A 21,956-nucleotide genomic window follows, 5' to 3' on the forward strand; every position below is an offset into this window, starting at 1 on the left:
AATATCTCATTTTAAATGGCATCTTACATGGCATGTTGAATTCTCTTGTACATCTCATGCATAGATTGCATTTTCCTAAAAAGAGTCCTAAAGAGTTTTCATCTTCCAGCATGTAAATTTCATTCATGAACTTGACTTTCATTCTTTCGAATCTCTTTAGAATGAATTCGAGTTCCTTTTCCTCAAAAGTGTGCGCCAGTTCCTCTTCGGAAAAATCAATTTTAAAAGCAATGATTTTCAGCTTATTGTATGAGTTCCATACTTCATCAACATCAAATTCAAATGGGGGATAGTTCCAATTGTATCCCAACATCTCCTCTTCTTCTATGCAGAGTTTTGAGACTTCCTCAAAATCCACATATTTCTCATAGTACTCCCCAACATCTATATCTGCCGTGAGTTTTTTAATCTCTGACATATTAATCTATATTAAAATTGAATATAATATAATTTTCTATCCATCAATTGCGCGATTGATTTTAATTTTTTTGTAATTGTAATTTATCGATTTGTTTGTGTCTGTCAGTGACTTTTTCAATGTATTGACAATTGCCCTTAAAAGTTCCTCATCGAATTCTATTGCTTCCCTGCATTTGAATTCACAGTATTTTGATATATTTTTATCTTCAAGAAACCGGATGTATTCCTCCCAACCTTCGTTCATATCATCAATCATTATCTTTAAGTCCAATATGCGATCGTTCAGTTCATCCGCTTTTCTGAATGCTTCTTTTTCTATTTCTGTGAGGTTTTTGTAATCTTCATTTCCCCATTCATACAAGTAAGTTTTTCTGGTCATGATATCACTTTTAGGTATACCTAATATTATAGTCAAAAATATATATTAATCTTATGATTGAAAATGAAAATCGCATTAACTTATCTATTGGCCTCTTGTTTGCAATTTGGGGCATTTCACCTTACAATATACTGGCCAGGATTTAAAAAATCATCAAGAAATTCCAAATCAATATCTTCAACATCAATGAATTCAAAGGTATTAATAAGGTTATTTCTAAGGTTTTTTCCAACTTTGATAAGGTTAATGTGTTCTTTTGTAAAAATATGTGAAATAAAATCGGTTGCACTGACAAATTCCCTTTTTTGCATGTGAACTAAGTAATCATCCTGAACATAGCAGTTTTCACGACCATATTTCTTAGCGAAGTTTTCACATGCCTTGTTGATGAAAACCTTAGGTCCCTTGTTAATTTCAACATCATTTAATTTTGATGAAGCCATTTCCAAAAGAATAACACAGTTTATTATCTCATCACTCCAGTAATCCGCCTTAAATACATTGAACTCTTTATCATTCAGTTTTCTTTCAAGAGATTCACATGTTTTTCTAAGCTGAGGATGGAGCGTATCCAAAGGCATGTCTGGAATGTTAAATCTGAATGCAATCAAATCACTGTTTCTCTTTTTAAATTCGTTTAGAATATCCTGCTTATTTAAATTTTTCTCAATAGGGTAAAAATAATCTTCTTTATTGTCTGAAAATATAAAGTTACGTGCAGACTGTATGAATTCCGCCATCTTGTCCAATCTTAAAGCGGCAGCTACATTACGTTTTTCATCAGTTGGGTCAATTACTATCAAAGGATCTTTAAACTGTTTGCTGGTTCCATGGCCTTCAAGATCTATTATTTCACCGAATTTCCAGTCCATGGCTGCTTTTAAAGTATTTTCAAAGTTGCCGTAGTTTATGATTAAAAGCTCACACAGATAACCTGCAAATCCACCTACCTTAAACTCGGAGCCGTATGTTCCGGTCATCGCCATGAAGCGTTTTAGGAGCAAAACCTCATCATCCTGATTTTCTCCTAGCTCATCCTTAACATAGCGAGTATGAAGGATTGTCCTGTCAACCGCTGATTTAAGCTGGCTTCCATCCTCTATCTGATAGCAGGGTACGATATCAACCTCACAATCTTCAATATGTGTTGTTACATAAGGATGGGAAGCATAATGATGCTCAGCATCACTGTCGAATTCAGTGCAACATAAATGTGCCAACTTAAGACCTTTATCTTTTAGATATTGCTTTTCAGTATCCAATGGAAATGCTATGAAGATATCAATGTCTGATTTTCCTTTAAGTGCTGTATTTTTAGCAACGGAACCTACCAGATTAACGTTTGCGTCAATATTTCTACTGTCGCATGCATTCTGTAAAAAATTCATGATTCTTGATGAAACATCATCAATGTGCTGTTTTTCATCAATTGTTGGCTTGATATCTTTTAAAATAGCTTCATAATCCATATAATCACAATTCAAATATGTTTATATCATCATATATCGGTCCTGATGGTTTCAATGTAGATTTTTTAAGGACAATTTTATCTACACTCATCTCACCAATTTCAACCTCGCTGAAAGATTCTATTTGAGACTTAACCTTATTTTTGTTTTTAGCGGATTTCATTCGTCCGATGGTTAAATGAGATGAGAATTTTTTATCTGCCTCAAAACCGAGTTTTTTAAATTCGACATCCAATTTGTCATGCAGACTTTTAAGAATTTCATCACCTTCAAGGCCAACCCAAATAACCTTGATATGATTATTGTTTGGAAATGCACCGCAGCCCTTTATTTTTATATTGAAAGGTTCAAATTCGGATACAACATTGGATATCTTTTGAGAAAGCAAATCAATTCCTTCAACATCAATGTCTCCAAAAAACTTTAATGTAAAATGGAGATTGGCCAAATCAACATACTTTATATTGGCATCAATTTCCTTAAAACTCTTAATAATCTTATTTATTTTAGGTTTTAAATCCTCATCCAAATCGATTGCAAGAAAAGCTCTGATTTCAGGCATCAAATCACACTCATTGTTCTATTATGGTCTCATCAATAGCTATACCAAAGTGGCGAGCATTAGTTTCAATATACACTTTCACTTTATCGCCTGTTTTTATGTCAGCTACTGAAAGAGGTTCATCATTTTCATCAACTATTCTTATTGTTTCAGCATTTTGAAGAAGGGTTCTGATGGTTTGTCCTTCATATTCGGCTTCAATCAATATCAATGGCCTTCTTTCAATTTTGCTTCTTCCCACATATGCAGTTCTTGTTTCGCCTTCAGTGTTTACAATTAAAACCTCATCTCCAGCTACAAGCTCTGAAAGGTACCTTGTTTTGTTTCCAGGAACCATCACATATGCCTGAACGGGACCTGCATTGACTCTAAATGGACGTGAAGCCACATATTCGCTTTCCAAAGATTCTGAATGAACCAAAAACATTGATTTTGAATATGAACCTATAAGCATTCCTTCACCGGGTTTCATCATGTCTGTTGTGTCAACACAAACCCTATCGCCTGATCCCAATGGCTTTACATTTGTTACTGTAGCTATTTTCAATTCATATTTGGTTTGTGATGCTTTAACTACTTCTTCGGCAATCTTTTTTGTATTGTTGAAGTCATTTGCTTCAAAGATTACTCCATCAGTTCCGTGCTCCAATGTTTCAAGAGCTACTTTTGCACCATCCAAATCACGTACTGCAGCAATTATTTCAACATCTTCCTTTTGCAAGTCTGCAATGATGTTTTCAAGTGGAATTATTGTCCAGTCAGTTCCCACAAGAATGATATAGTCAACAATAGGACCTAATTTTACTGCAAGTTGTTCATGAACTTTGTCTGTGATTTTTATATATGCACATACAGTTTTTCCTTCGCTTTTTGCTTTTTTAGCATTTGCAATATCAACTGAATCAGAAAAGTCATCCTTTAGCTCGATAAAACCGTCACCTTCCCCATTAATACCGACAAGATATATGTCAGCATCATCAGTGTTTGCAATAATCTTTACATTACCCAGCTTTCTGATTTGTTCAATGTCATCCAAATCCAAAACATGGTCAATTCCAGATTCCAATGCTGTGGTTATCATTTCCTTTTTATCATCCCACAATTCATCAGGAGTGCTTATCCAAGCGAATTTGTTTTGCATACAACCACCTTATTTTAAGAATTTTAAAGCTTCTTCAACTTCTAAATCATGGTGAACTACTTCTGCAATAGCTCTTGTAATTTTACCAGGGTTTTCAGCTTGGAAGAGATTACGTCCGAATGCTACACCAGCACCGCCGACTTCAAGAGAATCTTTTACCATATTCAACAAGTCTTCATCTGTGTCTACTTTAGGACCTCCTGCAATTACAACAGGCACGATTGCTCCTTCCACAACTTCTTTAAATGAATCAGGGTCTCCAGTATAGTTGGTTTTTACAATGTCCACACCAAGTTCAGATCCTACACGGGCAGCATGCTTAACGAATTCCACATCATGTTCGTTTTCCACTTTTTGGCCTCTAGGATACATCATTGCAAGTAAAGGCATTCCCCAGTAATCACAGGTTTCAGCTATTTCACCTAATTCCTGTAACATTTGGCTTTCTGTTTCGCTTCCAAGGTTTACGTGAATGGAAACTGCATCTGCTCCAAGTTGGATTGCTTTTTCAACACTTGTTACAGTTACCTTATCATTTGGATCAGGTGCAAGAGAAGTACTTGCGGATAAATGTACGATTAATCCAATGTCTTTTCCGTAACCCCTGTGTCCTTGCTGTACAATTCCCTTGTGCATTAAAATTGCATCAGCACCACCTTGGGAAATGTTTTCTACTGTCTCATCCATGTCGATAATACCTGGAATTGGACCGCTGGAAACACCATGATCCATAGGTGCGATTACAGTTCTTTTAGTATTTCTGTTTATAATTCTTTCTAAACGAATTTTTTTACCTATCATTATTAAGCCTCAAAATACTTATGAATTATATTTTTCTTGATTATGATATATAACATTAATTGTACTAATCTGGACAATTATGCAAGATATACTGGATTAATTTTAAAATAAGATAAAAAAACAGGTATAAAAAATTAACAAAAATTCAAACTTATGAAAAAATAATATAAAAAAATATTAATAAAAATAATAAAACATATACAGGATATTCTAAAATTTAAAATTCAAAAAATCATCGAAAAACAATGATCCTTTAGGACTTTTACGTATATGATTGAAATTCTTACAGACAAAATGCAGTAAAAAATCGCCTTTTTCAGTTATTGAATAAAATTTTACTTTTTTATTGTCCTGAAGAACATTTTCACCAGCAATTAAACCATTATCTTCCATATTTTTTAAAATTGGATACATTTTGCTGGGATTTGATTTTTTTAAAGTGCCGGAACTGATTAAACTTTCAAAAATATCTGAAAACTCTTTTGAAATATTATATCCATGAATCGGGCCATAATGTTTTATAATCCATAAAATTAAAAAACGTGAAATTCCATTAACAGTATGAGTGATAATCTTGTCGTTCTTAATAAACTCAGAATATTCATTATTTTTAATACTATTCATTTTTTTCGCCTAAAAAAATTAAAAAAGTTAAAAAATTAAATTAAATTTTTTAAACTTTCAAATACCAAACTTTAACTTTGAGTAAGGTAAATCTATTAGGATAATCCTCTTCAGGCATTTCCCATCTACCGTCATCAAAATCACAATAGTCTACTTTAGTTACAACTTTTCCAGTGTATGTATCCTTGAAATAGAATTTGGCTTTACTAATAATAGTATGTTTCGATTTCTTTTTAAAGATAACCTTTACTTCCTTTTCATCAAAATCATTTTTGAATTTAAGAGCAATTTTATCTTTAGTTTTTAAAACTTTACTGGACTTTGCTTTGAGAACTGTAGAATATTGTTTTCCGATTATGATTTTAGACACTTTGCTAATTTTGTATCTGTCATCGGCTGATGTAATTACTACCTTATGAGATCCAGGCTTTAAATTTTGAGTATTAAATTTAGCTATGCCCCTTGAATTAGTTTTAACAATGTATGTTTTACTACTAGTTCCGGTATAAATTTTTAATTTAACCTTCACATTTTTAATAGGAATGTCATCATCATATCTGTCTTCAATTTCAATCTTAAAATAGTTTTTAGATTTATATTTAAAAGCCACACTATCTGCTTCTGTTTTGGTTGCAATTTTTTTTACAGGTTTTGGTTTGCTTATGACAGACGGTGTGTCAGTATTGGTATTTGTAGAAATGGTGTTATCTTTTGTATCAACATTATCTGTTGAAGAAGAATCATTATTATTTGATACATCATTTATTGAATTTCCTAAATCGGCCTTAACCTCATTTATTGTATTAGAATCAACAGAAATTTCTTCTGATTGCTCTGAAATGCTCGTCGAATTCAAATCACTTGTTGCGGATATTGCAGACATTGTCACGAATAGACATAAAAATACTGCAAATAGTATTGAAACTTTTTTAAAATTCATTGTTAATCTCCCCTTAAATATGAAAAAATCATATTGTAGTCAAATATATAACACATTTAATATTTAAATAGGTATTATAAAATTTGATATATCTTATAGAAACAATAATCATTTTTTCAGGGAAGGTGTCCACAAATCAAATTCCTTTATCAATGGAGGGATTCCCGAATCGTTATATGAATCAAGAAAACCATCTAAAGAGATATATTTTTCATCACTTACCCTAGCAGAATTTACAAATTCCAAAAGCCCACGATTTCTGATAACAGTATGTTTTGGCTTGAAAGTGGATGACCAAATATAAAACACCTTAAAAACAGTATCTGGGTGATAACCTCCACCCAAATCGATTGCCAGCACATCGCATTTTTGTATCTTTTGAAAAGCTTCAGCCAAAACCTCGTGGCGTCTTACATCACCTGAAATGAAATCGACCCCCTCAAGTTCACTCATCTTATTGACTGCTTCAGGAGAATTGTCTACGGCAATCACGTTACATTTTTTAGAAATCAGTTTTGTTGTACCTCCAATGTGACAGCCTAGTTCAATGACAATATCATTATCATTTATCAAATCGAGCAAATCCTGGCGGTATTTTTTAATGTCATAACTTAATTTAATCATAAACAATACCAATGTTGTTGAGTTCACATATATGCAAGTCTTCAATGTCCAAATCTTTGAATGCATCTTCATCATATGCAAAGGCAAATACAGTATTTCCAAGCATTGCCATGGAACTACCCAAAATATCCTCCGAAGAATTAAAATAATCAACTAAATTTCTGACTTCATCAGACATCAACTCTGTTTCAATGGAAAAGCTGTTTGAAAATGAGAGAAAATTTTCCAAGGTAGTTTCCTTTTCGAATAGTTCAAGATATTTTAAACCAACCTGTGAAAGGACCTCCCTGTGATGTGGATCAGAAATAATATCTGAAGTTTTTATGGTTCCGAAGGTCTTATAGGCAATGAAAACATCTTTTCTAAATGATTCAATTTCACCAATTCCAGGAGCTCCAGGTTTTGTCCTCAAAACTATTCCTTTACCTGTTTGAGCTATCACATCACCTAGACCCGCACCCAAATTAATTTCCGCCATATGGGCTATTTGACCGCACAGCTCCTGAGAATATCCCAAATTGAGAAATTCATTTATGGCCAAAGTTAAACTAAATGCTGAAGCTGCTGACGTTCCAAAGCCAGCACCTATTGGAAGTTGAATGTCCTGCGTAATCTTAAAGGTATCGTCGATTTCCAAAATTTTCAATACCTCTTCAATGACTATTTCATCGCCCTGATTAACGTCAATTGATATTTTATCAGATGGAGAAATGGTGGTTTTAACTCCTCTTGAAAGTAAAAACCCAGCTCCACATGATCCATTTTTTAAGCTTATTTCATGGTTTTCAATATTGAAAAAACCTGTAACATGACCAGGTACAAAAACTTATTCATGTTAATTTATATTGTCTTTTCATTTTATTAAAATTTTTGACCTATTTCATAAGCCTTTTTAAGGTCCTCCTCTGCCTTATCAACATCACCTATGGATTTAACTCCAGCAACTTCCAAAGTCTCAATATATTCAAGTTCAGTGTTATTCATGAAAGGTTGGGCTTCAGTAAGCTTAATATAATCTTGATATATGTCTTTATCAGGAAATGCATGTGTGAAAATCATTGCTGCCTTTCCATTGAACTTTTTATCAGGATTGTTGAAAATTGAGTAGAATCTATCAACGATTGTTTTTGCCTGTGCTGTCATTTGACCAAAGTAGATTGGTGAAGCTAAAATGACACTTGCACCATCTGCAAGTTGATTAATGATTTCAGCACCATCATCTTCAAATCTGCAGTCTTTACCTTTAGAGCATACTTCACAGCCACTGCAAGGATTGATATCAAGTGACTGCAAAAAGTATTTTGTAACTTCATGGCCATTATCCTCTGCCCCTTTAATCATTTCATCTAAAACTCTATTTGTATTTCCTTTTTTCCTAGGACTTGCTTGTAACGCTAAAATTTTCATATTTATTACCTCTTTAATTAATTGAATGAAACTATTTATATTTTACAAAAAAATTAAAAATATTAACAGGATTCTATTCATCAATCCATAATCTTACAGTATCCTTTGCATCATAAACATTTGCACCTGGAATTGACAATCCTTTTTTAATTTCTGCCCCTTCACATAGCTTATTGATATCACCTTGTGATGAACCAAAACCGGATCCTTCATGAGTAACAAACGGCTTTACTGTTTTGCCTGAAAAATCAAGTTGTTCCAATTGTGTAAACATTGGCATCGGCAGAGTTCCCCACCAGTTCGGAAAACCTATGTAAATTGTATCGTAATCTGAAATATCTGATAATGTCTCTTTGATTTCTGGCCTTGCATTGGCTTGCTGTTCCTTTTTTGCAACATCAATACATTTCATATAGTCTGCAGGATATTCGTTTGCAGGTTCAACCTTAAACAAGTCAGCACCATCCAATTCCTGAATGTATTCAGCAATCACTTCGGTGTTTCCCTTTTCAATGTTTTTGAGCTCCCCACCGAAATAGTTCTCTCCGCTTCTTGAAAAATAAATTACTAAACTTGACATAATTTAACCTCTTGATTAAAAAGTTTAATGAAAATAATATTTAAATGTTGTTAACAACAACAATTATCGCCAATACAAATTTAAAAAAGAAGCATTAGGACAACATGAAAAAAATTTTAAAAATTAATATACAACACAAAATTCAGAAAAAATAAAAAAAGTGAATAGTTAAAAACTATTCTTTTATAGAACGAGCAAGTTCTGCACCTTTTTCAAATGCTTCAGCTAAAACATCCTCATCAGGTACAAATAAAACATCTAAAGTATCAGTAACTGTGAAACCTGCTTCTTCCAAATCCCTTTGGAGTTTAGCAATAGCTCCACCACCCCATCCTTTGGATGAAAAGATTAAAGCACTTTTCTCGCTGCCGGTTCCCTTGAAGTTAACACAGTCCAACCAGTACATCATGTTACCTATTCTTGGGAATGGCTTGTTCATCATTGTTGGAGCACCGAGAGCAATAGCTTTGGAGTCAAGAATGTCGGTAATTACATCATCAGGACCGTCTTCCTGCATGAAGTACATTTCAACTTCCACACCTTCGCTCATGATACCTTCAGCAATTTGGAAAGCTAACTTTTCAGTTGAATGGTGCATTGTATCATAGATTACAGTGATTTTGTCTTTGCATACTCCAGATCCCCATTCTGTGTATTTTTCAACAATTGGTCCAGGGTTAGTCCAGATTTGACCGTGACATGGTGCAATCATTTTGATTTGTTCTAAAAGACCATTGTCAGTGATTTCCTGTAATTTCATTCTAAGCATTGGAGAACCTAAAGTTACCAAGTTAGCATAATATTTTTGTGCTTCTTTTAATAGGTAATCCAATGAGTAGTCTTTGTCAAATCTTTTGGAGTGACATACATGCTGTCCGAATGCATCGTTTGAAAACAATATTCCCTCTTCAGCCAGGAATGTGAACATGCTGTCCGGCCAGTGCAACATTGGGGCTGAAACGAATTTTAAGGTTCTTCCACCAATGTCAATTTCATCACCTGTGGCTACAGCATTAAGTTCTAAATCACCAAAATTATGGTATTGTGCTTCTAAAAAGTTAATACAGTTTTGTGATGCATATATTTCTGCATCTGGATTGTATTTCGCAATGGTATCCCTTAAGAAAGTTGAGTGATCCATTTCAGAGTGGTTTTGAACGAACACATCGATTTTAAATTCTTTGCCTTCCTGTTCAAAAGCGTCCTTTACTCTTGCATCGAATTGTTCAAACATTCCTTTGTAAACATTATCGATTAATACAGTCTTTTCTTCACCGAATACCAAGTATGCATTGTATGTGGTTCCTGGAATTCCATATCCATGGAAAGTTCTGCTATTCCAGTGAATAACACCAACCCAGTAAACACCATCTGCCATTTTTACAGCTTTTGCTTTCATTTTAATACCTCAAAATAATTTAAGTTGTATAAGTATATATTAAACGTATTATATAAAATATTATTATTTAAGATTAAGAGGTTATATTTTGAACAAAAGAATAGATTTACATATGCACAGTTTATTTAGTGACGGTGAATTATTGCCTTCCGAACTTGCAAGAAGAGCTTTGAAATTAAATCATGAAGCGATAGCGATTACAGACCATGTTGATTGGTCAAATGTTGAAACAATCCCGGCAATTCAGGATGCAATTGATGATATCAATTCCAACTGGGACATTACTGTAGTTTTAGGTGCTGAAGTAACACACGCCCCTTGCGAATCAATTGATGGAATAGCTGCAAGGGCAAAAGAATTAGGTGCAAAAATTGTTGTTGTTCACGGTGAAACATTGAATGAACCTGTAACTCCTGGAACCAATAGGGCTGCTGTTGAATCCGAACATGTGGACATTTTAGGTCATCCAGGATTAATAACCATTGAAGAGGCAGAAATTGCAAAGGAAAATGATATTTATCTTGAAATTTCAGCACGTAAAGGACATTGCCTTGGAAACGGTCATGTTGCAAATGTTGCCCGTGAAGTTGGAAATAAATTACTAGTTGATACTGACACACATGCACCAAGTGATTTGATTACTTATGATAAATCCTATGAAATTGCGTTAGGTGCAGGTTTAACTCACGAAGAAGCCATGAAAGCACTTGTCGACAATCCTCGTGAACTCTTAAAAAGCAAAGGAATACTATAAATATTTAAAAATAGGGATTTTTAATTTAAAAAACCCTACATAACCAATTTTTTAAAAAGAAATTATTTAATAACTTTATAAGTCAAAATCAAATCTTTATCCAAACTATATGAATCAACTAGTTCCAATTTTGTAGCCAAATCCATCAATGGATAACCTTCACCATCAAATAATGTTTTTGCATTTGCGCCACCAACAACCATCGGTGCAACACATAATCTTATTTCATCAATAAGACCTGCCTTAATCATGGAAAAGTTTAAGGTTGCTCCACCTTCAAGCATCAGTTTCTCAATTCCCTCTTCGTGCAGATAATTCATCAATGCGACCAAATCCACTCTCTTGTCACCACTCCAAAAGAAGTCAATGCCTCTTTTGGAAAATGAATCATACCTATCTGAAACTACAAAGTCATATTTGTATTCATTGGCTCCGGCAATGATTGTTCTGGCGTCCCTGTTTGTAATTCTTGCAGCTATTGGAGTTCTGCATTTGCTGTCAACTACCACTCTGACAGGATTGTCATCGGGATTGGCATCAATCTTGTGAACTGTCAGCCTAGGATCATCTGCCAAAACAGTTCCAATACCAACCATTATTGCATCACACTCTTTTCTGAGTTCATGAACCCTTTCAAGGTCTTTTTCTCCGGAAATATTTGAACTTCCGGTTTCTGTTGCTATTTTACCATCCAATGTCATAGCTGCACTTAATATTACATAAGGTTTCATTATATCACCTAAATATGATAGAACATCTCTTTGATTTGTAAAAAGTTCATTAAAGTTTTATTCTCAATTCCTAATATAGTAGTTTTACCCAGATTATTTTTACTGCATCCTTTTCGGCTATCGGACGTCTTAATATTAATCTTATCAATGATTTGAAACCTGCATCGGGCCTTACCAATTTTCCGTCCTCATTCAGTTGAGTAGGTTTCTGTTGGGAACGGTTCATGACTCCTGCTGAGTAGAATTTCAATGCAGCGTCAATAATGTTCGGCATTAATACGATGAGTGCAATCAGTTTTACCCTACCAATGAATGCAATACATACAATAGCTGCACCAATGATTAATGTACCTGTATCTCCAGGGAAAATTTTGGCAGGATATCTGTTGAAGTATAAAAATGCAAGCAATGCACCTAGCATACTCATGGATATGATTGTTACATCGTATTTTCCCAAAATTATACATGCAATTGTTAGTGATGCCATTGAAATAACACCTAAACCTGATTCAATGCCGTTTAAACCTGCAAGCATATTTGTTAGGTTTGAACCAATTGAAAGAGCAATCGGAAGTGAAATCATGTATAATATGCCTACATTAGGAGGTGCTGCCCACATCAATGGAAGGCCTGCAATGAAAAGCAAAAAGAATTTTGACTTTGATGAAAGCGCCAATAAGTCATCCAAAATTCCAATCATTCCAACTAACAGTATAACAACAAGAACAATTAATAAAGGAAATGCTAGAATATCATGCATGTATATTCCTGAAAACATTCCAATTACAAATCCAAATATTATTCCAAAACCACCCATTTCCGCTACAACGGGCTTCCATGATTTGTGAATGTCTTTTCCAACAATGTCAGCTTCTTCTAATTTTTGAATAATCTTCGGCATGAATAATCTGGTTACAGAAAAAGAAAGTAATCCGCAGATTATTGCTATCACATATAAAGGCATTTGTGGTAGAATTATCATAATTAATTATTTAAAACTCATTATTAAAAAAAGTAATTATTTTTTATTTAAGATATAATAAACAGTTCTAATCGGAATATCCAACTTTTGAGATATCTCTTTTGGAGATAATCCATCTTCCTTTAGGGATTTAACCTCTCTGTGGTCATATTTTCTTCTATAATTATCGAATTTAACATTATCCTTGTTTTTTCTAAGCAAATAATAAACACGATTAAGTTTCATATTTAATTCTTCAGATATTTCACGAGCATTAAGACCTTTTTTAGCCAAATCCAAAACAATTTTCTCCTCACCGTTGGTCTGGCTTTTAGCACCCCAGTTATATTTCTTGTTAACTTCAATGTCCAGCTGCTCCAATGCGTCAATATAGTTTTTTGAAGTCCTCTCATAGACACTTGGGGAACATGTGATTTCACAAAGATTGGGATACTCATCAATCAAATCCATAATAAGTGATGATGACAGCACTTCAGTTATGTGAATTGTAGTTACATCTTCGTCCATATTATCACTATTTCTTAATCAAATCAAGGAATTTTTTGGATTTATCACTTTTCGGATTTTTGATATGATTTATATTTTTGATTTCCTTTTTGATTTTGGATTCATTGATGTTGAATGCATTGCTTATCTCCTCAAGCTCAATATCTGAATTTTCATGTATCAGACCAGCACCCAATGCAACATGATTGAATTTGATGTTTGAATTTTTAATCTGCTTTTCAAACTTGAATTTTTCATACAAAAGAAGATCCATCTCATAAACAGGGATAATCTTGATATCTGTAAAATCATTTAGAGTTGAAATGACTTTGGTATAGGTAGTCTGGAAAACTTTACGCTGTTCACGGTCAAGCTCTACACGAATGTAGGGAAAAGGGCCGCTTTCAATTTTACGTGAGTTGTTTGAAGTTGTCAAATAATATCTGAACATGTCCCACAATATCAGGGAAGATGCAATGTTTACAAATATGTTTTTGTAGATATTGTCCCTAATTTTCAAATCACGCTTTAGAGATCTCACCATATTTCCGAAGTTATCCATAAAACCATAGCTGTTAAGCTTTTTTTGTATCATTGACTCTCTCCAGGCTTCGATTGCATCTACATCATACTTGTCAATGAAATCGGGAGTCTGATTTTCAAATTCCGAAAGAACTTCATCATAAATGTTTATTCTTTTAAAATCTGACAGTCTTCTTTTTAAAATATCGTCCTTGATATTCAATATTATATGCTCGCAGTATCGAACATAAGCTATGGCGAGAGCTGTTCTTGCATGCTTATCGTCAATGATTGCAGGTTTTGTTCTATGAAATCTGAGCACTTCAATTCTAACACTGTTTCCATAAATTCTTCTTACTTCCTCTTCATAATTGTTAACGTATTCGGAATCCAGTGTGATATTTTTGCGAACTAACCTATTATTGTCATCTTTAAATCTTATAACAAGAGAAATAGTTTTTACAACACCTTTACGTTCCTGCTTTAAAATATTCAATACCTTTTTAAGGGATTCTCTTCCATAATTGGAAAATTGACTCATAAGCACCATATAATTACCTGAAAGTGGCAAATATGGAATTATTTCCAGCCTGTGTGTCGCTTCTTTATTTATCTTGAAGGTAAATGATTCGCTTCCGCAGCTGCATTTGGAATCGTTTCTTCTATATTCATCCATTGAATATTTCTTGTAGCAAGAATCGCATTTGACATATCCAAATTGCTTAAGGTGTCCAATAGCAATTTTATGTGAATCGATAGCTGACTTGACCCTGTCCAGAATATTCTTTTTGGCATTTGCCTTCATCCTGAATATCTGATTATGGCGACTATTTTCACCGACTTCATCAAGGGCTACTTCAGCCACAGATTTGGTTCCGTAACGGCTTAAGGATGTGAAAGGAGTTGTGTACCCTTGGGCATCCATATCATCCTTTAAGTCCTGTAAAAAGTTTAGTCTGTCATCTAGTTTAAAGTAGAGACTTTTGAAATTACCGAAATTATCAATATTATCCAATCTAATTGAATCCTTTGATATTTCCTTTAGGTATTTCTCCGCTTTATTTACTAGGACAGATTCTTCCATATTAATCAAATTTTATTGGATTCTTTCACCGATTTCAGCATTTTCATCAGGAGATAATAATGCACCGCTTTCTCCTGTTGCTAAAATCATTCCTTCGGATAATGTTCCGAATAGTTTAGCCGGTTGCAAGTTAGCTACAACGCAGACTTTTCTGTCAACCAATTCTTCTGGAGAGTAGAATTTTGCAAGTCCTGCAACAATCTGTCTTGTTTTTTCTTCCCCAATGTCAACCTGTAACTTTAATAATTTGTCAGATTTTTCTATTTTTTCTGCTTCTTTTATTTGACCTATTTTAATTACAACTTCATCAAATTGATCTATACTAATTAAATCACTCATATTTTCATCCTCACTATTTTCTTTTAAGTTTTCTTGTAATTTTGCTTTTTCAGCTTCTATTGTCTCATCTTCAATCTTTTTGAATAATGGTTTTGCTTTATTAATTTCATATCCTGAAGGCAAGAATACATTTGCTTGACTCCAATCGGACAAATCATCAATATTTAAAATTTTAGCTATTGCATCAGCTTTTGTTGGTAAAAATGGTTTAAGGGTGAAAGCCAATGTTTTGGCTAATTGATTAGATAAATATAAACAGTTTGCTGCTTTTTGCATATCCTCTTTAACAGCTTTCCAAGGTTCAGCATCATTGAAATATTTATTTCCTTTTTTAGCTACCTTGAATATTTCAAGCAAAGCTTCCCTGAACTCAAAGTTGGAAATATATTCTCCAGCTTTTGCAGGTAATTCTTCAATAGCTTTCTTAAATTCCTCATCATCTGCGGAAGGATTTGTATATTCAGGGATTTTTTTGTCAAAGTATTTGCGAGTAAATGTGAATGTTCTGTGTAAAAAGTTTCCGATTACATCTGCAAGTTCATCATTGTTTCTTCTTTGGAAGTCATCCCATGAAAAGTCTGAATCCTTGTTTAAAGGAGCGTTTATTGTCAAGTAATATCTGAGCAAATCAGGATTAAAGTCTTTTACAAAATCAGCAATCCAAATAACCCAATTTTTACTTGTAGACATTTTTTCACCTTCCAAGGATAAGAATTCTCCTGCATAAATCATGTCTGGCAATTTACATCCATAGGCTTTTAAAAGCCCTGGCCAGAAGATTGAATGGTGGTAAATAATGTCCTTTCCAATAAAATGGACTACAAAATCATTCCAGTATTCTTCCCATTTTTTACCGGATTTCTTGGACCATTGGCTTGCAGATGATATGTAACCGAGGAATGCTTCAATCCAAACATACAATACTTTGCCTTTGGCTTCATCCAACGGTACTGGAATACCCCAGTCCATATCACGGGTTAAAATCCAGTCATTCAATCCTTCTTTCAACCAGTTGGTAGCATAATTTTTAACGTTTGCAGGCAAGTTTTCATTGCTTGAAATATATTCCTTCAAATCATCTTCCAATTCAGATAGCTTAAATGCATACTGGAATGTATCTTTAATTATTGGAGTGGTTCCACAAGTAATGCAGTGAGGTTCATCAAGTTCTGTCGGGTCAAGAGCCTTACCACATTTTTCACAATGATCGCCTCTTGCTTCAGACCCACATACAGGACATAAACCTTCAACATACCTATCAGGAAGGAATTTATTACAATTCGGACAATACAGCTGTTGAATATCTTCCCTGTAAATATATCCATCATCATATAATTTCTTGAAGAAATTTTGAGCCAAATCATAATGGGCTTTATCAGTAGTTCTTGTAAAATTATCTAGTGATATATTCATGGATTCTACATCACGAACAATCATGTCATGATATCTTTTGGAAATTTCTATTGGTTTTTTATTCTCTTTATCAGCTTTAACTGCAATTGGAGTTCCATGCTCATCAGTTGCGCAAACCATCAGCACATCATTTCCAATCATCCTATTATACCTTGCATATATATCAGCAGGCAGATAAGTTGAACGGATGTGTCCTAAATGACATGGCCCATTTGCATAAGGAAGTGCACATGAAATAAAAATCTTTGACATTTATCTAATCCCCTTATTTAATTTAAACATGATATAATTATGTAATTACTATATAATAAAGTATTATTTTTAACAGTGTTATAAAATAAAAAAATGAAACCTACATTGAATATAATAATTGAACCCCCATGACGAAGCAAAAAATATGATAAATGAAAGAAAAGTTGCTTCAAAATAATTCATACAATTGATTTTACACAATTTTATTGTAATCAATTACATTTTTCCAAAAAAATATCAACAATCTAATTAAAAGGCAAAAAAATAAGTTAAAATTAATATTGATTTTAATAATGAGTTATCTATTTAAAACATGAAATAAAAAGTTAAAATCATGGCTGAAGTTTCATATATCAACCCATTGTCAAACGAAGGAAGACAAATCATCAGACAATATGGGGATTTAAATCAAATTTTTGAAGAAGATGAAACATTAATAGATATCTGTACACATACATTAAATCAAAGGATATCTGATGACTCCCTGATTCCCAAATCCTATGCAGATTATGCTATAAAACGTATACAGTGGGCAATAGAAAAAAAGAACAATAAAAACTTCACACCAGCAGAATTCGAATATTTAACCAATGAAGAATTATTCCAAAAGGACGTGGTGATATTCCATATCCTATGCCAGGCCATTGCAAATCAATTCAACGTAGGATCACGTGAAACAAGGCTCTTTGTAGAATCTCAAGGAATCATAATTCAAGAAAGATTATCCAAAATACCTCCAATGGCCAGAGCAGAAATTATTGATGAAGTTTTGGATGAAGTAAAAACTGATGGTGCCATTAAATGGAATTCCCTTAAAGATGTAATTTCATCCAAAAAGCTCAAATTGACAGATTTACTGATTGATGAAGGGGAAATAATCCTTCAGTCAGACGATTTTTTAGAGAGATTTTCCGATAAATTTCATGACAGAAACCCTGACAGAATGTATAACATTTTAATTGGAGACAATGTCAAGGAACAAATTCTTTCAAGGCTGATAATGCAGAAAACTGAAGAATACATTGCCAGAATTAAAGAGATGTCTGCACATGTTGAAATTCATCCTGCCATTTTAAAAATTGCAGAACAACTGAAAGAATTCATTCCAGAAGAAACCAGCAAATATAACCAATATTATGCAGGAAGCGGTGGAATATATGGTACCGTTCAGGCAGAAAAACTGAATCCGGATGCATTTCCACCATGCATTAAAACAACAGTTGAAGGTGTATCTTCCGGAGGGAGAAATGATGCCATAGTACTTCTTTTAACTTCATTTGCATCATATGCACGATTATATCCTAGGATTTTCGCTTCAGATGAAACAGTTAAAGTTTCAGACATGGATCCTGACTTAACAATAACTGAAAATGAAATTCTGCCGCTGATTTTTGATGCCGCAGCCAATTGTACACCCCCATTATTTGAAGACCAGCCACAAGAAAAAATCAATATCATCTCTAAATTAGGTTTTGGAATGCACGAAACAGTTGATATTAATCATGAAGGCGAAACAAAATGGTATACACCAATGAGCTGTGAGAAAATCAAAATTCACCTCCCTCACCTATGTCATCCCGACAAATCATGTAAGGGCATCAATAATCCACTATCATGTTACGGTCGTAAAAAATTCCAACTTGACCGTGAACAGAAAGAGGAATAATATTCCATCCACCTAATTTCATAAGAAATACTATTTATACAATTTCTGACAAAAGTATATTACATGATTTAATTATATTAAAGATTTTAATGAATTAAATATGAAAATAACAATAAAATATCCTTTTTAATGAAATTAAAAGAAACTCCATTGTTTATTTTTATTAATTTAAATTTAACAGAATTAATTTATTAATGCTTAAATTATAACAATACTGTTATCAAATAGGTGGAATTTATGAACATAAATAATAATATGAAAATTGGAATAATAACTGCCGTTTCAGTAATAGCTCTTTTTGTATTATCATTACTAATCACCCAAGCACCTGCAACCGATAATCCCGCAGCAAAATTTGGAATATTAACATTATTACCTCCGATTGTAGCAATCTCATTGGCATTTATTACTAAAGAAACAATATTATCATTGTTTGTCGGAGTTTTCATTGGAGAATTCATGCTTTGTGTGAATGATTTAAACATTGTTAGCAGTGCGGTTAATGCATTTTTAGCAATAGGAAATGAAGTGATTTCATGTATGGCCGACCCGTGGAATGCAGGAATTATTCTTCAATGCTTGCTTATTGGAGGCGTAATCCAGTTAATCACAAAAATGGGTGGTGCAAAAGCTTTAGCAGATTCACTTGCTAAACACGCCAATACTCCTAGAAAAGCACAACTCAGTACTTGGTTTTTAGGATTATGTGTATTTTTCGACGATTATGCAAATTCATTGATTGTAGGTCCAATTATGAGGCCTGTAATGGATAAACTTAAAGTATCAAGACAAAAATTAGCTTTTATAGTAGATGCAACTGCTGCACCGGTGGCTGGTATTGCAATTATTTCAACATGGATTGGATTGGAAATAAGTTTAATTGCATCTGGTTTTAAATCAATTGGAATGGACGTTAGTGGATTCGGCATATTTTTACAAACAATCCCTTACAGATTCTATAACATCCTAATTTTAATTTTCATTGTCATGTCCGCAACCACATTATATGAATTTGGGCCAATGAAAAAAGCAGAACAAGAGGCACGTGCTAGAAAAGATTCAGAACCAATAAAAGCTCTTGAAGCTCCAGGATTTGATGAAATACAACCAGTTGAAGGAGTTAAATTAACTGTTTGGAATGCAATCATTCCTATTGGAACATTAGTTATAGGAGCATTAATTTCATTTTACTGGAGCGGATACACTACTATTTTAAGTGGAGAAAACCAAGCACTTATCACTTTAATGAAAACTGCCCCATTATCATTCAACGGTATTTTTGAAGCATTATCTGCTTCAAACGCATCTGTTGCATTATTCCAAGCCGCATTACTTGCATCAATTGTAGCTATTTTAATGGCAGTTTTAGAAAGAATAATGACCATAGAACAAGCCATCAGCGAATGGGTTAGTGGTATGAAAAGCATTGCCATTACTGGAGTAATTTTATTACTTGCATGGTCTTTAGGAGGAGTTATCGGAAATGTAGGTACTGCAGATTATCTGGCAATTGTTCTAAAAGGCACCATCCCCTATTGGATTTTACCATCATTCATCTTTGTACTCGGAGCATTGATTTCATTTGCAACAGGTACTGCTTATGGTACAATGAGTATTTTAATGCCATTGACAATTCCTCTTGCATGGGCTATTTCACCAGATATAGGATTCGTTGTTACGGCAACAAGTGGTGTATTGACAGGAGCTATTTTCGGAGATCACTGTTCACCTATTTCAGATACAACAATTCTTTCAAGTATGGGTACCAGCTGTAACCATATTGACCACGTGCAAACACAAATTTACTATGCAATATTTGTAGCAATTATTGCTATTCTATTCGGTTACATTCCAGCAGGATTTGGAATTGCATGGTACATATGTATCCCAGTTGCGATTATAGTGATGTATATCGGATTAAAAGTAATTGGTGAAAAAGTAGACTTTGAAGAGATTGAAGAAGAAAGTGCTTAGCTTTCTTCGATTATCTTATTTTTTAGATTGAAGATTGTGAAAACTTAAATGGGTTATGGTCTTCATATATTGCATCATAATATTTATTTAAAATAGCTGATTCCCACATATTATAATTTGCCTGCTCATTTTTTTCAAAATTATAGGCTAAAAGACCTATTTTACGTTCGTATTCATTGATATTATTTTTATCGCAGAAATCAGTGATTATATCAGGAATATATTCACAAGGATCATCACTGCTGAACTCCAAGAATTCCTCATATTCCTGCTTAGAGAACAGCTCTTCAGCATCGATTGGATCTTCACCAGCTTTTATTGTGAATAATTCAATATAAATATTATCTGCCAAAGGCAACTGATTGAATTCTATTCCCAAACCATATACTCTGCCATTTTCAAGATTAATTACAGTGTGACCTGTTCTTTGGCATGATATCCAATTATCAAATGCAGGTTTTACAATATCTTCAGGAGTCAAACCTGACAAAATGCTTTTTAAATGTTCAACTCCAATCACTTCAACAATTTCTTCCATGTTTAAATATTTTACAAAACTATTTAATAAAGATAATCAAAAAAAAGAAAAAAATGGATTATATTGTAGCAACAAAGCCCATAACAACAAATCCAATGATTATACTAATAATAGTGGCCAAACCACTATCTCCCAAAAATCCCTTTACTATATATGCCACAATTCCACCAATTAACAAAGCTGCAATACCATTCATATTTTTCACCTAAACAATGCTTTTTTCAATGCGTTCAATAGTTTTTCTGCATAATTTTTTAGGAGCACCCGCTGAGAATCCCTTCAATTCCTGCTCTTTGAATTTTTTTCTGTTGATTGGTGCTAAAGGAAATGTTTTTACCCATCCTTCAATTTTAATCCCATCACCGGAAAATTCATATTTAATGCAAGCATGAGCATCAAAGCGAGTATTAAGATATATACTCTCACCATTATCATCAATTTGTTCAAATTCATCATTATTAAGTATTTTTTTAATTAATACCTCATTTTTCACATCATCAGTACTTTTGAATACATAATTTGTTCTTGACAATGCCATCACCAATTAAAGATATGCTTTAAACATATTTAAATCAGTTAAAGTATTTTATTTAAATTTAAAGGACAATATTTAATTAAAAAAAATATGATACATTTATAAATGAAAAAAAAAATAAAATATAATTTAGGTATGACTAAATTTTTGGGAGGTGAAAATTATGGATAATATGGCTGAAGCAAGAAGAAAAATGCACGAAAGAGACAAAAAAATTGAAGCTGAAAAGAAGTCCAAAACCAAAAAAGTAAGAAACTTCTTTTTTGGATGCTGTAAAAACAAATAATTCCTTTTTTTAATTTTCAACACCACTACATTATTGTGAAAAATCACA

The 21,956-nt window shown here is 33.2% G+C and carries 24 protein-coding genes and 1 pseudogene; 4 read left to right on the forward strand and 21 right to left on the reverse strand.

Translation table 11 applies throughout. The features are described 5' to 3' along the window. The 13 genes from QZ143_RS06125 to QZ143_RS06185 form a co-directional block, all read right to left on the reverse strand. Positions 1-418 (reverse strand): DUF2284 domain-containing protein (locus QZ143_RS06125; RefSeq protein WP_292882261.1); only part of this gene is annotated, 418 nt, incomplete at its 3' end. 36 nt (positions 419-454) lie between these two features. Beyond that, on the reverse strand, positions 455-799 hold the full coding sequence (locus QZ143_RS06130) for a hypothetical protein (protein ID WP_292607303.1): 345 nt from the start codon (positions 797-799) through the stop codon (positions 455-457). Between the two features lie 116 nt (positions 800-915). Further along, positions 916-2,268, reverse strand: coding sequence for a CCA tRNA nucleotidyltransferase (gene cca, locus QZ143_RS06135; protein ID WP_292882263.1), 1,353 nt, complete (start codon positions 2,266-2,268; stop codon positions 916-918). Between the two features lie 4 nt (positions 2,269-2,272). Continuing rightward, positions 2,273-2,830 carry an RNA 2',3'-cyclic phosphodiesterase gene (gene thpR, locus QZ143_RS06140; protein WP_292607298.1) on the reverse strand — a complete coding sequence of 186 codons (558 nt, stop codon included), beginning with the start codon at positions 2,828-2,830 and terminating at the stop codon, positions 2,273-2,275. 10 nt (positions 2,831-2,840) lie between these two features. Beyond that, positions 2,841-3,971: a 3-dehydroquinate synthase II gene (locus tag QZ143_RS06145; protein ID WP_292607296.1), complete on the reverse strand. Its 1,131-nt coding sequence runs from the start codon at positions 3,969-3,971 to the stop codon at positions 2,841-2,843. Positions 3,972-3,980: 9 nt separating this feature from the next. Then, positions 3,981-4,775, reverse strand: coding sequence for a 2-amino-3,7-dideoxy-D-threo-hept-6-ulosonate synthase (locus QZ143_RS06150; RefSeq protein ID WP_292882325.1), 795 nt, complete (start codon positions 4,773-4,775; stop codon positions 3,981-3,983). 207 nt (positions 4,776-4,982) lie between these two features. Beyond that, positions 4,983-5,396 (reverse strand): PadR family transcriptional regulator, encoded by a 414-nt coding sequence (locus QZ143_RS06155; RefSeq protein ID WP_292882266.1) that lies wholly within the window; start codon positions 5,394-5,396, stop codon positions 4,983-4,985. A gap of 49 nt (positions 5,397-5,445) precedes the next feature. Beyond that, positions 5,446-6,336: a hypothetical protein gene (locus QZ143_RS06160; RefSeq protein ID WP_292882269.1), complete on the reverse strand. Its 891-nt coding sequence runs from the start codon at positions 6,334-6,336 to the stop codon at positions 5,446-5,448. 108 nt (positions 6,337-6,444) lie between these two features. After that, complete coding sequence (locus QZ143_RS06165) at positions 6,445-6,960, reverse strand: SAM-dependent methyltransferase (RefSeq protein WP_292607288.1); 516 nt, start codon at positions 6,958-6,960, stop codon at positions 6,445-6,447. Continuing rightward, a complete protein-coding gene (locus tag QZ143_RS06170; protein ID WP_292882271.1) occupies positions 6,953-7,606 on the reverse strand; it encodes a GHMP kinase in 654 nt (217 codons plus the stop codon). The genes QZ143_RS06165 and QZ143_RS06170 overlap by 8 nt, the downstream gene beginning before the upstream one ends. 215 nt (positions 7,607-7,821) lie before the next feature. Beyond that, the gene (locus QZ143_RS06175; protein WP_292882273.1) at positions 7,822-8,367 is read right to left on the reverse strand and encodes a flavodoxin family protein; all 546 of its coding nucleotides are present in this window, start codon (positions 8,365-8,367) and stop codon (positions 7,822-7,824) included. Positions 8,368-8,440: 73 nt separating this feature from the next. Next, positions 8,441-8,950 (reverse strand): flavodoxin, encoded by a 510-nt coding sequence (locus QZ143_RS06180; protein ID WP_342765207.1) that lies wholly within the window; start codon positions 8,948-8,950, stop codon positions 8,441-8,443. A 172-nt stretch (positions 8,951-9,122) separates the two neighbouring features. Further along, the gene (locus QZ143_RS06185; protein ID WP_292882280.1) at positions 9,123-10,346 is read right to left on the reverse strand and encodes an FprA family A-type flavoprotein; all 1,224 of its coding nucleotides are present in this window, start codon (positions 10,344-10,346) and stop codon (positions 9,123-9,125) included. Positions 10,347-10,434: 88 nt separating this feature from the next. On the opposite strand from QZ143_RS06185, the gene QZ143_RS06190 reads away from it, so the two are divergent. Then, positions 10,435-11,100: a histidinol phosphate phosphatase domain-containing protein gene (locus QZ143_RS06190; RefSeq protein WP_292882283.1), complete on the forward strand. Its 666-nt coding sequence runs from the start codon at positions 10,435-10,437 to the stop codon at positions 11,098-11,100. A 62-nt stretch (positions 11,101-11,162) separates the two neighbouring features. On the opposite strand, the gene QZ143_RS06195 is transcribed toward QZ143_RS06190, so the two are convergent. From QZ143_RS06195 to metG, 5 genes and pseudogenes are all read right to left on the reverse strand, one after another. Beyond that, positions 11,163-11,831 carry a 2,5-diamino-6-(ribosylamino)-4(3H)-pyrimidinone 5'-phosphate reductase gene (locus QZ143_RS06195; protein WP_292882286.1) on the reverse strand — a complete coding sequence of 223 codons (669 nt, stop codon included), beginning with the start codon at positions 11,829-11,831 and terminating at the stop codon, positions 11,163-11,165. A gap of 8 nt (positions 11,832-11,839) precedes the next feature. Then, positions 11,840-12,813, reverse strand: a pseudogene (locus tag QZ143_RS06200) (glycosyltransferase 4 family protein). 36 nt (positions 12,814-12,849) lie between these two features. Then, on the reverse strand, positions 12,850-13,320 hold the full coding sequence (locus QZ143_RS06205) for a hypothetical protein (RefSeq protein WP_292882292.1): 471 nt from the start codon (positions 13,318-13,320) through the stop codon (positions 12,850-12,852). Between the two features lie 7 nt (positions 13,321-13,327). Next, positions 13,328-14,905: a DUF530 domain-containing protein gene (locus QZ143_RS06210; protein WP_292607263.1), complete on the reverse strand. Its 1,578-nt coding sequence runs from the start codon at positions 14,903-14,905 to the stop codon at positions 13,328-13,330. 12 nt (positions 14,906-14,917) lie between these two features. Further along, a complete protein-coding gene (gene metG / locus QZ143_RS06215) occupies positions 14,918-16,909 on the reverse strand; it encodes a methionine--tRNA ligase (RefSeq protein WP_292882295.1) in 1,992 nt (663 codons plus the stop codon). A gap of 334 nt (positions 16,910-17,243) precedes the next feature. Between metG and QZ143_RS06220 the strand changes: the two genes are divergently transcribed. Together QZ143_RS06220 and QZ143_RS06225 are read left to right on the forward strand one after the other, a co-directional pair. Next, positions 17,244-18,575 (forward strand): DNA primase, encoded by a 1,332-nt coding sequence (locus QZ143_RS06220; RefSeq protein ID WP_292882296.1) that lies wholly within the window; start codon positions 17,244-17,246, stop codon positions 18,573-18,575. Between the two features lie 237 nt (positions 18,576-18,812). Further along, the gene (locus QZ143_RS06225; protein WP_292607252.1) at positions 18,813-20,549 is read left to right on the forward strand and encodes a Na+/H+ antiporter NhaC family protein; all 1,737 of its coding nucleotides are present in this window, start codon (positions 18,813-18,815) and stop codon (positions 20,547-20,549) included. A gap of 22 nt (positions 20,550-20,571) precedes the next feature. Here the strand turns inward: QZ143_RS06225 and QZ143_RS06230 are convergent, their stop codons facing one another. From QZ143_RS06230 to QZ143_RS06240, 3 genes are read right to left on the reverse strand one after another with little or no spacing between them, the layout of a single operon-like run. Then, entirely contained in the window at positions 20,572-21,087 is a 516-nt protein-coding gene (locus tag QZ143_RS06230; protein ID WP_292607250.1) for a hypothetical protein, read from the reverse strand. 58 nt (positions 21,088-21,145) lie between these two features. Then, complete coding sequence (locus tag QZ143_RS06235) at positions 21,146-21,283, reverse strand: hypothetical protein (RefSeq protein WP_292607247.1); 138 nt, start codon at positions 21,281-21,283, stop codon at positions 21,146-21,148. Between the two features lie 9 nt (positions 21,284-21,292). After that, positions 21,293-21,619 (reverse strand): hypothetical protein, encoded by a 327-nt coding sequence (locus QZ143_RS06240; RefSeq protein WP_292607244.1) that lies wholly within the window; start codon positions 21,617-21,619, stop codon positions 21,293-21,295. Between the two features lie 166 nt (positions 21,620-21,785). On the opposite strand from QZ143_RS06240, the gene QZ143_RS06245 reads away from it, so the two are divergent. Continuing rightward, positions 21,786-21,908, forward strand: a complete 123-nt coding sequence (locus QZ143_RS06245) for a hypothetical protein (protein WP_292607241.1) — start codon at positions 21,786-21,788, stop codon at positions 21,906-21,908. Positions 21,909-21,956: the final 48 nt, after the last annotated feature.

Source organism: Methanobrevibacter sp. UBA188, assembly GCF_905234905.1.
GTDB lineage: Archaea > Methanobacteriota > Methanobacteria > Methanobacteriales > Methanobacteriaceae > Methanocatella.

What these genes read in the sequence shown, in the direction of transcription:
- QZ143_RS06130 (WP_292607303.1), bottom strand. Translation starts at nt 799, where the DNA reads ATGACCAGAAAAACTTACTTGTATGAATGGGGAAATGAAGATTACAAA.
- cca (WP_292882263.1), bottom strand. Translation starts at nt 2,268, where the DNA reads ATGGATTATGAAGCTATTTTAAAAGATATCAAGCCAACAATTGATGAA.
- thpR (WP_292607298.1), bottom strand. Translation starts at nt 2,830, where the DNA reads ATGCCTGAAATCAGAGCTTTTCTTGCAATCGATTTGGATGAGGATTTA.
- QZ143_RS06145 (WP_292607296.1), bottom strand. Translation starts at nt 3,971, where the DNA reads ATGCAAAACAAATTCGCTTGGATAAGCACTCCTGATGAATTGTGGGAT.
- QZ143_RS06155 (WP_292882266.1), bottom strand. Translation starts at nt 5,396, where the DNA reads ATGAATAGTATTAAAAATAATGAATATTCTGAGTTTATTAAGAACGAC.
- QZ143_RS06160 (WP_292882269.1), bottom strand. Translation starts at nt 6,336, where the DNA reads ATGAATTTTAAAAAAGTTTCAATACTATTTGCAGTATTTTTATGTCTA.
- QZ143_RS06165 (WP_292607288.1), bottom strand. Translation starts at nt 6,960, where the DNA reads ATGATTAAATTAAGTTATGACATTAAAAAATACCGCCAGGATTTGCTC.
- QZ143_RS06175 (WP_292882273.1), bottom strand. Translation starts at nt 8,367, where the DNA reads ATGAAAATTTTAGCGTTACAAGCAAGTCCTAGGAAAAAAGGAAATACA.
- QZ143_RS06185 (WP_292882280.1), bottom strand. Translation starts at nt 10,346, where the DNA reads ATGAAAGCAAAAGCTGTAAAAATGGCAGATGGTGTTTACTGGGTTGGT.
- QZ143_RS06195 (WP_292882286.1), bottom strand. Translation starts at nt 11,831, where the DNA reads ATGAAACCTTATGTAATATTAAGTGCAGCTATGACATTGGATGGTAAA.
- QZ143_RS06205 (WP_292882292.1), bottom strand. Translation starts at nt 13,320, where the DNA reads ATGGACGAAGATGTAACTACAATTCACATAACTGAAGTGCTGTCATCA.
- QZ143_RS06210 (WP_292607263.1), bottom strand. Translation starts at nt 14,905, where the DNA reads ATGGAAGAATCTGTCCTAGTAAATAAAGCGGAGAAATACCTAAAGGAA.
- metG (WP_292882295.1), bottom strand. Translation starts at nt 16,909, where the DNA reads ATGTCAAAGATTTTTATTTCATGTGCACTTCCTTATGCAAATGGGCCA.
- QZ143_RS06220 (WP_292882296.1), top strand. Translation starts at nt 17,244, where the DNA reads ATGGCTGAAGTTTCATATATCAACCCATTGTCAAACGAAGGAAGACAA.
- QZ143_RS06225 (WP_292607252.1), top strand. Translation starts at nt 18,813, where the DNA reads ATGAACATAAATAATAATATGAAAATTGGAATAATAACTGCCGTTTCA.
- QZ143_RS06230 (WP_292607250.1), bottom strand. Translation starts at nt 21,087, where the DNA reads ATGGAAGAAATTGTTGAAGTGATTGGAGTTGAACATTTAAAAAGCATT.
- QZ143_RS06235 (WP_292607247.1), bottom strand. Translation starts at nt 21,283, where the DNA reads ATGAATGGTATTGCAGCTTTGTTAATTGGTGGAATTGTGGCATATATA.
- QZ143_RS06245 (WP_292607241.1), top strand. Translation starts at nt 21,786, where the DNA reads ATGGATAATATGGCTGAAGCAAGAAGAAAAATGCACGAAAGAGACAAA.